The sequence below is a fragment of the Methylotetracoccus oryzae genome (assembly GCF_006175985.1).
GTDB lineage: Bacteria > Pseudomonadota > Gammaproteobacteria > Methylococcales > Methylococcaceae > Methylotetracoccus > Methylotetracoccus oryzae.
The window spans coordinates 1-11,719 of record NZ_SRSH01000034.1 but is presented as its reverse complement, the minus strand read 5'-3'; the positions used below and the strand labels follow the sequence as shown (position 1 = coordinate 11,719).

9 protein-coding genes are annotated in these 11,719 nt (G+C 63.1%); 8 read left to right on the top strand and 1 reads right to left on the bottom strand.

The genetic code is table 11. The features are described 5' to 3' along the window. Window positions 1-238: 238 nt before the first annotated feature. Complete coding sequence (locus BWR02_RS20575) at window positions 239-3,157, top strand: nSTAND1 domain-containing NTPase (RefSeq protein WP_139559785.1); 2,919 nt, start codon at window positions 239-241, stop codon at window positions 3,155-3,157. 1,036 nt (window positions 3,158-4,193) lie between these two features. Here BWR02_RS20575 and trfA read toward each other — a convergent pair. Next, on the bottom strand, window positions 4,194-5,120 hold the full coding sequence (gene trfA / locus BWR02_RS20570; RefSeq protein WP_139559784.1) for a plasmid replication initiator TrfA: 927 nt from the start codon (window positions 5,118-5,120) through the stop codon (window positions 4,194-4,196). 419 nt (window positions 5,121-5,539) lie between these two features. Between trfA and trbB the strand changes: the two genes are divergently transcribed. The 7 genes from trbB to BWR02_RS20535 are packed head-to-tail and all read left to right on the top strand — an operon-like array spanning window position 5,540 to window position 11,700. After that, window positions 5,540-6,502, top strand: coding sequence for a P-type conjugative transfer ATPase TrbB (gene trbB / locus BWR02_RS20565; RefSeq protein WP_236102476.1), 963 nt, complete (start codon window positions 5,540-5,542; stop codon window positions 6,500-6,502). Then, window positions 6,474-6,926 (top strand): TrbC/VirB2 family protein, encoded by a 453-nt coding sequence (locus tag BWR02_RS20560; protein ID WP_328591539.1) that lies wholly within the window; start codon window positions 6,474-6,476, stop codon window positions 6,924-6,926. Before trbB ends, BWR02_RS20560 begins: the two co-directional genes overlap by 29 nt. Beyond that, on the top strand, window positions 6,923-7,222 hold the full coding sequence (locus BWR02_RS20555; RefSeq protein ID WP_139559782.1) for a conjugal transfer protein TrbD: 300 nt from the start codon (window positions 6,923-6,925) through the stop codon (window positions 7,220-7,222). Before BWR02_RS20560 ends, BWR02_RS20555 begins: the two co-directional genes overlap by 4 nt. Then, window positions 7,222-9,675, top strand: a complete 2,454-nt coding sequence (locus BWR02_RS20550) for a VirB4 family type IV secretion/conjugal transfer ATPase (protein ID WP_139559781.1) — start codon at window positions 7,222-7,224, stop codon at window positions 9,673-9,675. The genes BWR02_RS20555 and BWR02_RS20550 overlap by 1 nt, the downstream gene beginning before the upstream one ends. After that, window positions 9,672-10,349, top strand: coding sequence for a VirB8/TrbF family protein (locus BWR02_RS20545; protein WP_139559780.1), 678 nt, complete (start codon window positions 9,672-9,674; stop codon window positions 10,347-10,349). Before BWR02_RS20550 ends, BWR02_RS20545 begins: the two co-directional genes overlap by 4 nt. Then, the gene (trbG, locus tag BWR02_RS20540; RefSeq protein ID WP_139559779.1) at window positions 10,346-11,293 is read left to right on the top strand and encodes a P-type conjugative transfer protein TrbG; all 948 of its coding nucleotides are present in this window, start codon (window positions 10,346-10,348) and stop codon (window positions 11,291-11,293) included. The genes BWR02_RS20545 and trbG overlap by 4 nt, the downstream gene beginning before the upstream one ends. Next, complete coding sequence (locus tag BWR02_RS20535) at window positions 11,290-11,700, top strand: conjugal transfer lipoprotein TrbH (protein ID WP_139559778.1); 411 nt, start codon at window positions 11,290-11,292, stop codon at window positions 11,698-11,700. Before trbG ends, BWR02_RS20535 begins: the two co-directional genes overlap by 4 nt. The last annotated feature ends 19 nt before the right edge of the window (window positions 11,701-11,719 follow it).

Here is an 11,719-nt window from a genome sequence, read left to right as displayed (position 1 = left end):
GGTCTGCTTCTTCTTCTGGTCATAGGCCAGCGAGGCGAAGGTCGTCTGTTTCATCCGGTCACCGCGTTCACGTGCTCTGTTGGCGATAGCTTACCAGCCGCATTTGTTCAGAGGCTCCTTAGAACTCATTTTTAGCGTCTGACAGGCTTGCCACGGATGCAGGCGGAGAGCGGCTCTAGGGTAGCTCTAGGTTACGGTTGTATTATGGTATTAGCGAAGTTCTGACCAGGCTCGGGTCATGGATATGGGAAACGACGATAGACAGTCGCTTGCTCGTGCTGACCAAGCGCTCGAATTCAAGATTTTTCTTGCCTCTCCCGGTGATGTTCCGCTGGAGCGCAAACTTGCAAGGGAGGCCATCGCTCACGTCAGCGGAGAGCGACGCTTCCGTGGTCGCCTCAAAATCGAGATCGTGGCCTGGGACCAACCTGGCGCCGCCGTCGCCATGGAGGCAGGCCTCACCCCGCAGGAGGCGATTGCCCAAGGCCTGCCAAAGCCCGAGGATTGCGACCTTGCCGTGGTCGTGCTCTGGTCGCGCATCGGCACGCAACTGCCTGCCGACTTCGAGCTGAAGGAGGACGGCTCTCCCTACCTCTCCGGCACGGAGTGGGAATATCTCAATGCCCTAAAAGGCTACCGGACGCATCGCAAACCTGCAGTTTGGATCTACCGCAGAATCGGGGCGCCCAATATCGCGGCGAATGATCCCGAACGGAACTTGAAGCTGGACCAGTGGGACAAACTGGAACGCTTTTTTTCGGCCTTCACAAATCCCGACGGCTCGCTACGCGGCGGCATCAATCAATACGAAGCTCCGGAGGACTTCCGCCTGCATTTCGAAGGCCATCTACGTGATCGACTGGACAAGCTGCTGGAAAATCTGCCGCCACCGGCCGCCAACTCTCGTAGCGCTGCGCCGGCCCCTCGCTGGACCGAATCGCCTTATCCTGGCCTTGCGGCCTTTGCTCCGGAACAGGCGCCCATCTTTTTCGGCCGTGGCCGGGAGGTGGATCAGCTGCTCAGCCAGTTTTCCGATCCCGAGGTCCGCTTCGTCGCTGTGGTCGGCGTGTCCGGTTCGGGTAAATCCTCTCTAGTCAGGGCTGGACTCGTACCGCGTCTGCGGGCCGGCATCGTCGGCAACGCGCCTTGGATTGATCTTTGTTTCAAGCCAGGGGAGCGCGGCGGTAATCCGTTTCTGGCGTTGGCTTTCGCCCTCAAGGCCACGTTGGGCCTGACCGGGCGGAACGAGGCGGAAATCGCCCGCGCCTTGCAGAGCGATTACAAGCAGGACAAGCCCAAGGAGGCAGAACGCCACTTTCAAAATCTGCGCTCCTTGCAACCCGTCGCCGCAGAGCTCTTACTGCTCATCGACCAGTTCGAGGAAGTATTCACGCAAACCTCGAAGACCGACCGCGAGGATTTTATCGATTTCATGCAAGGCATCGTTGCGCTCCCCGGGGTCCGGGTCATCATCACCCTGCGGGCGGACTTCTTCGGGCAGGCGATTGACGAACCGGCGCTTGCCAAGCTGCTGCGGCGCGACCGCGGCGCCTTTCCCCTCGACCCGCCCGGCGTCGGGGCTCTCCATGAAATGATTGTCCGCCCTGCGGAAGCCGCCGCGCTGGAACTGCAGCCCGGACTCGCCCACCGCCTGCTGGATGACTCCATGGGCGAAGGCCCCGGCGCCATGGCGCTGATCGCCTTCACCCTGAATGAACTCTATACTCGTCGCGCGGGCCAGTCCATCGGCCTTTCCGACTACGACACGCTCGGCGGCGTCAAGGGCGCGGTACAAACGCGTGCGGAGGTGGCCTTGCGCGGGCTGCCGACTACCGCTTTGCCGGAGCTTTTCGGCGCACTGGTTGAATTCAACGAACGGGAAGTGGCGACCCGCCGCCGTGTCCCTAAGACCAAGCTCGGCGCAGATGCGCAAGTGCTTGCGGATGCGCTGGTGGACGCCCGCCTGTTGGTCACTGCCGAAGACGAGGCCCGGCAACCCACCTACGAGGTGGCACACGAGACCGTGCTGGGCGGCTGGAAGGACTTGCATGATTGGATTGGAGCGCATGCCAAAGCGCTTCGGGCACGCCGTGACCTGGAGCGGGTCGCGGAAGAATGGGAGAAGGCGAATCGCCACGCCAGCGCCTTGCGCACGGGACGGCTGTTGCGGCGCTACCTCTGTTCCGCCGAGCCGCGAACTGAAATTGCCGAAGCCTACCTAGCTGCCTGCCGGCGCCGGCGCCTTTTTTTCGGAGCGGGTTATGCTGCGTTGTTCATGGCCACTATAGCGGGCTTCGCTATGTTGTTCTACATCAGTAAGTCCCAATTTCCGCCCGCTCTTGCGGCCAAAGGACTGCTGGCGCAGTGGGGATTGTGGCCAGTGCGGCCGCCGACGATGGTCCCCATACCTGCGGGTCAATTCGACATGGGAGACGCGAACGGGCTATATAACGAACAGCCCGTGCACAAGGTGCGCTTCGGCAGGCTCTTTGAAATCGGAAAGTTCGAGGTGACATTTGCTGAATACGATCTGTTTGCCGCGGCCACTGCGCGCTATAAGCCGGATGACAAAGGCTGGGGTCGCGGAGACCGACCGGTCATTAACGTCAGTTGGGATGATGCAGTCGCTTACGCGGCATGGCTAAAGGAGCGAACTGGCCTGAGCTTCCGGCTCCCTACGGAATCCGAATGGGAGTATGCGGCGCGAGCGGCATCTAACACCCCCCGCTACTGGCAGGAAATAGGCGTGAGTGGTAACGACGACCCGGCCTGTCGTTTCGCCAATATCTTCGACCGAGAAAACGAATTTCGAATTAAAAGCGCTTTTCCGGGAGTCGAGTGGAAACCTCTAAGTTGCGCGGATGGTTATCCCTTCACATCTCCGGTGGGTAGCTTCCAGTCTAACGACTGGAAGCTCCACGACATGCTGGGCAACGTTGTAGAATGGACACAAGACTGTTACTTGGCGACGTATGAGGAGGCAAGCCGGGATGGAACTGCGTGGGAAGGAAATTTGGGCGAGGAATGTACTCAACGCGTAGCGCGCGGCGGTTCTTGGGGCCTTGATCCTCGCTTCGCTCGTTCCTCCGCTCGCCTCCCAAGCAACCCAGACTTTCGTACTTACTTCATTGGATTTCGGCTCGCCAGGACGCCTTAGTTTTTCTCTTTTTACTTTTACTTTTTTGGGGGGATAAGGGCGAAACCCCCATCGCGATTCATCGCGGTTTTCCATTTGAACGCCGACTAGCTGCCAGAAGCCGTTGAGGATTGCCGTAAGCTGATGCTCCGGATGATTCCGCTGCGAGACGACTTTCCTCGCCAGTCCGCCCCGCTATCAAGGCATGCCTTTGTCAAAACCGGAATTGGCATACTCAAGGGTATCGCAAGTGCGTCGGCGGAGTGTCCATGGCATCTGCTTCGGGCCTGTCAGGGCGACGTGGCCAAATAGCTTCCGTAGGGTCGCGGGGAAACTGGGTGAGTAGGAATTCAGAAAGTCCCGTTTCGTCTCTTGATAGCGTGTGTGAACCGTATTCTCTGAAACACTTAGTTGTCTTCCGCAGCTACAATTGAAAACACATCGTGTTATTGTGACTTTTCGACGAGTCACAGACGATTTATCTATCAATTCGGCCCTATTCATTCGTACGCCAAATTGGCTGGAAGCCACAGCTGGCGTGCCCTGCGCTGTACGGAAAATTCGGGTCGGAGTTATAGTTCGCCGAAAGCAAGAGCCGAGTTCGAGTTACGGACACAACCAAAATTGCGGCTCGGTTTGCACCTACCGGTCTCCGGGGAATTTTGACCGCTCAACTCAGACAGCAGACCGTCATTTCCGCAGATACCGGATGTCTCCTTTGGGTCGGAAGCACGTGGTGGCCATACGGGAAAGCTGCCGTTCCGGGTGAACGAGGTTCAATCGGCAGCAACACTTCGAGTTGCGGCCCTACAGGATGTGCCAGCCGAACGTCAGCACTGGCCGAAGACCGGTCTGATAGCAACGGGGTGCGGGTGGCCGGTTGAGGCTGGAAGCGGCCTTCAGGTCCACGAGGAATTGAACCACTGGGGGGCGCCGACTGGCCATGAGCGCTGCCGCAGCAGTGACGGGTTGGCCGATGTTTGCTGATGGCCTACGTAGGACGAGATCGAGGTGGCGCGGAGACGTGCTGCTGGACCAGCCGTCCTGCAGCGCAGGATCAAATGCCAGGGGACCCTGATGGCCGATGGTGCGTGATTGACTGACGAACGCTCACCAGACCTTCCGCGGTGATCTCGAACTGTTGAATGGCGCCAATATCGACGAGATCCTGCAGCGCGGTCTGCAGGCGGGATTTGAAGTCGCGCAGTTGCTGTGCTCCACTGCCAGACCAACGGTGCAGCGTGGTGACCTTGATTGGATAGGGGGCGGTGTGACTCCCCAGGTAGCCATGCAGCCAAAGGGCCAGCGGCTTGCGCCGCAGGGCTTGGCGTTGCCCCCATTCGAGGTGGGTGTAGCCGCTAGCGAAAAGTCGGCACATCTCCTCAGTGGGTTCGACCACGTACATCTGGGTGTCCTCGTCCCGATAGTACCGCAGCAGATGGTCGCCGAAGGTATGGCGGCCCTTGAACGTCACTTCAACCAGAGCACCCCCGAGCCGTGCCAGGGAGTCGGCCAGCCAGGCGTATTGGCTGTTCCCAGTACCCCGCCCCAGGGCGCGCAATAGCTTCCGTGCCTGGAACGCGATCGGAAACCCCGGCAATTGGTTCCGCGCCAGATGGAGGATCTGCAGCCAGACGTCGAGATCGGATTGGTCCAACTGGACGCCTTGCAAACGGATTTCGATATCGCTGGTGGAAGCGAGCAGCGTGCGCTTCTTGAACACGCGTCGTTGACGGCCCTGGACACCGGCGAACAGCGCTGAGCGCAGCAACGCATTGGGCGCACTGCAGACGCTGTCCGGCCATTTTGGGATTGCCAGAGGATGGGCGCGTTGGCTTCTGGACTCACTCAGGCGTTGGAGTCGCCGCGTCAGGGCATCGGTTTCCGCCGCGGCCTGATCGCTCGGTGGCCTGTCTGAGGAAGCCCCTTCTGCGGGGGACCCGGTGCTGGGTGAGTACGCAGAATTGAAAGGATGTTCGTCCATAGGGCCCGAGCCGGCGTGATGGGTTCGAGCTCAGCGTACGGCGCTCGGCGACTTTGCGGTGGCCGAAAGCTCACCACTTTCGCGCTCTTTCTCCGGTTTTCCTTTTCAGCACCCACCCGCGTCACTGTTCCGCCTTCATCGCGGTGGACGTGCCCACGGTGATGCCTGGATTCCGCTCGACCGGCCCGTTTTCGGCTGCGCGCCCAAAATCCCGAGAAAGCGGCCGATTCTGGTGAGCTTTCGGCCGCACAACGCGCGGCGCTTTCGCGACACTGTCTCCACGCTTTTCGTGGAGACAGCCTCGTGCTTCCTGATCGTCAAACAGCCTGGTTCTTGGTGACACGGTGCGCGTTCGCGTGCACCGGGGAGGTCCCGCCGTCGGTTCCGTTTGCCACCAGTCTCGCGGCGGGAGACTCAGCGTGACGGCCAGCGTCCCCGAAATCACCCTGGCCGCCCTCCGACTGGATGAGAGCCTGCGCCGGCATTTCGGCCCAGCGGTCCTCGCGGCCCTGGCCGATCCCAAGACCACCGATCTGTTGCTCAACCCGGACGGGATCCTCTGGCAAGCCCGGCTCGGGGAACGGATGCAGGCCATCGGCCGGATGAGCGCGGCCCAGGCCGAGATGGCGCTGCGTACCCTCGCGGCCGCGCTCCATACCACCATTACCGCCGAGAAGCCCTGGCTCGAAGGCATATTGCCGCTCGATGGCAGTCGTATCGCCGGGCAGATTCCGCCGGTGGTGACCGCGCCGGCCTTCGCGATCCGCAAGCGCGCCGTGGCGGTGTTGACACTCGACGACTATGTCACCGCCGGTGTCCTGTCTGCGGAGCAACAAGCCCTCCTGCTCAATGCCCTCAATGCGCACCGCAACATCCTGGTGGTCGGTGGTACCGGCAGCGGCAAGACGACGCTGACCAACGCCATCCTGCAGGCCATCGTCGACCACTCACCCGACGAGCGGCTGTTCATCATCGAAGACACCGGCGAGATCCAATGCCGGGCGCCGAACAGCGTCGCCTATGTCGCGACCACCGATTTCAGCCTGACCCGCGCGGTCCGGACCGCGATGCGCATGAATCCGGACCGCATCATCGTCGGCGAGGTCCGCGGACCCGAAGCCCTGGATCTCTTGCTGGCCTGGAATTCGGGCCACAGTGGCGGCGTTGCGACCCTGCATGCCGACCATGCGCGTGGCGGGCTGACCAAGCTCGCGCTCTACGTCACCCAGCATCCGCATGCGCCCGCCGTCGTCGAACCGCTGATCGGTGAGGCGGTGCATGTGGTCGTGCACATCGCGCTAACACCCGCGGGCCGACGTGTCACCGAGATCCTGCGCCTGAGCGGTTTCCGCGATGGCCAGTACCTGTTTCTTCCCACCTGACCCGAGGTCCTTGATGTCCTTCCCTACTGTTTCTTGCGCTATTTCTCTTCCCCCTTGCTGCCCGACTCGCGCTGCTGTTCCACCCCGACTGGCGTGGTTCACGCTGGCCTTGGTGCTCGTGATGATGGCCGTGCCACTGGATGCCCATGCCGCTATCGGTGCCGGCGGTGCCTTGCCCTACGAGGCCTGGCTCACGGCCCTCCGTACCTCCGTGACCGGTCCGGTCGCCTTTGCCGTGTCGATCATCGGCATCGTCGTCGCCGGTGGCGTGCTGATCTTCGGCGGCGAACTCAACAACTTCTTCCGCAGCCTGATCTTCCTGGTGCTGGTCATGGCGCTGACGGTTGGCGCCCAGAACCTGATGGGCACCTTCTTCGGCCAGGGCGCGCTGATCGGTGAGGACAGCGTAGAGGTCACGGCATGACCCTGCGGGCCACGCCCATCCACCGGGCCGGGAACCGGCCGCATCTGTTCCTGGGCGGTGACCGGGAAGGCGTCATGTTTACCGGCGTGCTGGCCTTCGCGCTGGTGTTCGCGGCGCAGGACTGGCTGGCCACCGGGTTTGGCTGTGCGTTGTGGCTCACCGCGTTGACCCTGTTCCGCCGCATGGCGCAGGCCGACCCGCTGCTGCGGACGGTGTATCTGCATCATCGGCGTTACGCGGTGTATTACCCGGCGCGCTCGACGCCGTTCCGGCTCAACCGCACGGTGCGACGCTGATGTTCACTGCGCCCAAGCGCCTGCGCCCGTACCGTTCCACCGCCGCCGGGGTGGCCGATCTGCTGAACTATGCCGCGGTCGTCGCCGATGGCGTCATCGTCGGAAAAAACGGGGCCTTGATGGCGGCCTGGAGCTACACCGGCGGCGATCAGGCCAGCAGTCCCGAAGCGGAACGCGAGCGGGTGTCGCTCCGCATCAATGAAGCGCTGGCGCGGCTGGGTGCCGGCTGGATGCTCCACGTCGACGCGCTCCGCCGCCCGGCGCCGGGCTACCCGGACCGCGCGGCCTCGCATTTTCCAGATCCCGTGACCGCGGCGCTCGATGAAGAGCGCCGGCGGCTGTTCGAGCGACTCGGTACGCTCTATGAGGGTCAGTTCGTGTTGACCGTGACCTGGCTGCCGCCACTCCTGGCCGAAGCCAAGTTCGTCGCGTTGCTGTTCGACGATGACAGCGAACGGCCCGACGGCCATACCCAGACGCGCGGTCTGATCGAGCGTTTCCAGCGATCCTGCGAGGCGCTGGAGAGTCGGCTCTCGACGGTGCTGACGCTTCAACGTCTGCGCTCCCGGTCGGTGCTGCAGGAAGACGGCACGACGCTGACCTTCGATGACGGCCTCAGCTATCTGCAGACCTGCATCACCGGTCGGCAACAGCCGGTGATCCTGCCGTCCTGTCCGATCTATCTGGACGCACTGATCGGCGGTCAGGAACTGTGGACCGGCGTCATTCCGAAGCTCGGCCGGCAGTTCATCCAGTGCGTCGCGATCGAAGGCTTTCCGCTGGAGTCGACCCCGGGGCTGTTGAACGCCCTGGCCGAACTGCCCATCGCCTACCGTTGGTCGAGCCGCTTCATCCCGCTCGATGGTCACGAGGCGCTGGCGGCACTGGATACGTTCCGCAAGAAGTGGCAGCAGAAGGTCCGCGGCTTTTTCGATCAGGTGTTCAACACCGGCCGTGGGCCGGTCGATCAGGATGCGATGGCCATGGTCGCCGATGCCGAAGCGGCGATGGCCGAAGTGAACTCCGGTCTGGTCGGTCTCGGCTATTACACCAGCGTCGTGGTGCTGATGGACGAGGACCGTTCCCTCGTCGAACACGCTGCCCGGCGCGTCGAGAAAGTCATCAACGGTCTGGGGTTTGTGGCCCGGATCGAGACCGTCAACACGCTGGAGGCTTTCCTCGGCAGCCTGCCCGGTCACGGTTACGAGAACGTCCGACGACCCTTGCTGAACACGCTGAACCTGGCCGACCTGCTGCCGACCTCGACCGTCTGGACCGGCGCCGGGCAGGCGCCGTGTCCGCTGTATCCGCCCGCTTCGCCGCCGTTGTTGCAGGCGATCACCCGCGGTGCCGCGCCGTTCCGGCTCAACCTGCATGTGCGCGATGTCGGCCACACCCTGATCTTCGGCCCGATCGGCGCCGGCAAGTCGACGCTGCTGGGCCTGCTCGCCGCCTCGTTCCTGCGCTACCCGGGCATGAGCCTGTTCGGCTTCGACAAGGGGCTGTCGCTGTTCGCGCTGACCAAAGCCGCCGGCGGCCAGCACTACTGCGTTGCGGGGGACGAAGAGCGCTTGGCCTTCTGTCCGTTGCAGTACCTGGACACCGCCAATGACCGCGCCTGGGCCGCCGAGTGGCTCGACACACTCTTGGCTCTGAACAACGTCACCACCACTCCGGCCCAGCGCAACGCCATCGCCGAGGCCTTGAAGGGTATGCACCGCTCCGGTGAGCGCACGCTCAGTGCGTTCTGCTTCAGCGTCCAGGATCACGCCATTCGCGAAGCATTGAAGCCCTACACCGTCGACGGCGCGATGGGCCACTTGCTCGATGCCGAGCAGGACGGTCTGGCCTTGAACCGGCTAACCGTGTTCGAGATCGAGGATCTGATGGCGCTTGGCGAGAAGTATGCCTTGCCCGTCCTTCTCTACCTGTTCCGCCGCATCGAACGGGCGCTGAAAGGCCAGCCGGCCGCCATCCTGTTGGACGAGGCCTGGCTGATGCTGGGTCATCCGGTGTTCCGCGACAAGCTGCGCGAATGGCTGAAGGTGCTCCGGAAAGCCAACTGCGCGGTGGTGATGGCCACCCAGTCTCTGAGCGACGCCGCCCGCTCCGGGATCCTCGACGTGCTGGTCGAGTCCACCGCCACGAAGATCTTCCTGCCGAACCTGCACGCGCGCGATCCCGACACCGCGGTCTTATATGGCCGCATGGGTCTCAATGCCCGGCAGATCGAGATCGTCGCCACGGCCCAACCCAAACAGCACTACTACGCCGTGTCGGAACAAGGGCGACGCCTGTTCGAGCTGGCCTTGGGCCCCTTGGCCCTGAGTGTCATCGGCGTCAGTGACAAGGAGTCGATCGCCACCATCCGCCAGCTCGAGGCCCAACACGGCGCCGACTGGATTCATCCCTGGCTGCAGCGCCGGAACCTTGCCCTGGAGGATTTTGCATGACGGAGCCCGTCACCAACCCCTATCTCGCCGCGCGGATCCAGTGGAATGCCCACGTCGGCGCGACACTGCGCGCTGCCCGGATCTGGCAACTCGTCGCAGTCAGTGCGCTGGGTATCGCGGCCATCGCCATCGGCGGCGCGCTGTACCTCGGTGCGCAGTCGACGTTCATTCCGTATGTGGTCGAAGTCGATCAGCTCGGCCAACTGCAAGCGGTCAAGATCGCCGATCGGGCCAGTGCCGCCGATGAGCGGATCATCCACGCCAGTCTCGCCAGCTGGATCACCTCCGCCCGGATGGTCACGCCGGATGTGACGTTGCAGCGCGAGGCCATCTTCAAGGTCTACGCACTGCTCAATCCGCAGGATCCCGCCACCGCCAAGCTGAACGCCTGGTACGGCGAGAACGAGGACGCCAGTCCCTTCCGCCGGGCCGAGATCGAGACGGTCGCGGTCGAGATCCATGCGGTCCTGCCGCAGAGCGAGACCACCTGGCGGGTCGACTGGAGCGAGACGACGTATACCCGCGATGGCGCGCCGAAAGCCCCGCCGCAGCGCATGACCGCACTGATCACGGTGTATCTGGTTCCGACCACGTCGGCCACCACCGAGGCCGAGATCCGCAAGAACCCCCTGGGCCTGTTCATCAAAGACCTGTCGTGGAGTCGGCAAGCATGAAGAAGATTCTTTATCTCCTGGTTTTCCTCCCCGTGTTGGCTCTGGCACTGCCCGCCGAGGGCGTGCCGGAGCCCTTTTTCAATCCGGAGAACCCATCCCTGTCACCCCAAGAGAAGGCCGGGCTTGCCATCGGCCAACGCTGGCGTACCGCCAGTGCTACAGGCATCAAACCCGTCGCTGGCGGCGATGGCTCGGTGCAGTTCCTGTTCGGCTCGACCCAACCGAGTGTGGTCTGTGCCGTCCTCCAAGTCTGCGACATCGAGTTGCAACCCGGCGAGATCATCTCGAACTTCAACGCCGGCGATCAGGTGCGCTGGCGCATCGAACCGGCGCGCTCCGGTTCGCCCCAGGGCGAGATCGAGCACGTGATGCTGAAGCCGCTGGATGTGGGGCTCCGCACCAGTCTGATCATTACCACCGACCGGCGGACCTATTACCTGCAACTGGTCTCGCACCGCACCGAGTACATGCCGCGGGTGTCGTTCGCGTACCCGGACGATGTGCACCAGCAGTGGGCGGCGTTCAAGGCGAGTGATCGTGAGAGGCAGAGTCTTCGGATCGGCGGAGCTGGGGGATCGGATGACGCAGGTTCCGCGGGATCGGCGGGCCACTCAGCCTACCTGGACCGCCTCGACTTCAGTTATAGCGTCGACGGCGAGGCGAGTTGGAAGCCGGTGCGGGTGTTCAACGACGGCCACAAGACCATCCTGCAGCTGCCGGAGAGCTTGACCCAGACCGAAGCCCCGAGCCTGTTGGTGCTGCGCGGTGAGGACAGCCTCTGGCCCTGGGGAGAAAAGGCGGAAGAGGTCATGGTCAATTACCGCGTGCAGGGTAACCGCTATGTCGTCGACAGCATCCCGGAGCGGATGCTGCTGATCGCCGGGGCGGGTGAGCATCAGACTAAAGTGACGATCACCCGAGAAGAGAAGGAGGGCGGTCGATGAACCGTTTTCTCCGACCACTGCGGTTGGGCCTGACCGTCGCTTTGCTTGGTGGCTGTGCCCACACCGGCAACTTGGCCGAAGTGCCAATGCCGCAGGCGGAACGCCTGGCCCAGGATACCGCCGCGGCGATGCGGGTAGTGTGGCCAGCGGCGAGCACACCGCTGGCGGTGAACGAGGCAGAAGACGAGCCATTCCTGAGCGCCCTGGTAGCCGAGCTGCGGAAGGCGGGTTATGCCGTCGAACCGGTGGCACCGGGTGCACCGGACGCGCTGAGCTACGTCGTCGATCGTCCGGACGCGAATTACTACCGGGTGCGGATCCAGGTGGGCGAGCGTTCGCTGCAGCGGCTGTACGGGACGCAGGGCGGCGCACTGCAACCCGCCAGCGCCTGGACGCGGCAGGACTGAGCCATGACCAGTCGCATGT

What these genes read in the sequence shown, in the direction of transcription:
- BWR02_RS20535 (WP_139559778.1), top strand. Translation starts at nt 11,290, where the DNA reads ATGAACCGTTTTCTCCGACCACTGCGGTTGGGCCTGACCGTCGCTTTG.
- BWR02_RS20560 (WP_328591539.1), top strand. Translation starts at nt 6,474, where the DNA reads ATGGCCAGTACCTGTTTCTTCCCACCTGACCCGAGGTCCTTGATGTCC.
- BWR02_RS20555 (WP_139559782.1), top strand. Translation starts at nt 6,923, where the DNA reads ATGACCCTGCGGGCCACGCCCATCCACCGGGCCGGGAACCGGCCGCAT.
- trbG (WP_139559779.1), top strand. Translation starts at nt 10,346, where the DNA reads ATGAAGAAGATTCTTTATCTCCTGGTTTTCCTCCCCGTGTTGGCTCTG.
- BWR02_RS20545 (WP_139559780.1), top strand. Translation starts at nt 9,672, where the DNA reads ATGACGGAGCCCGTCACCAACCCCTATCTCGCCGCGCGGATCCAGTGG.
- BWR02_RS20575 (WP_139559785.1), top strand. Translation starts at nt 239, where the DNA reads ATGGATATGGGAAACGACGATAGACAGTCGCTTGCTCGTGCTGACCAA.
- trfA (WP_139559784.1), bottom strand. Translation starts at nt 5,120, where the DNA reads ATGGACGAACATCCTTTCAATTCTGCGTACTCACCCAGCACCGGGTCC.
- BWR02_RS20550 (WP_139559781.1), top strand. Translation starts at nt 7,222, where the DNA reads ATGTTCACTGCGCCCAAGCGCCTGCGCCCGTACCGTTCCACCGCCGCC.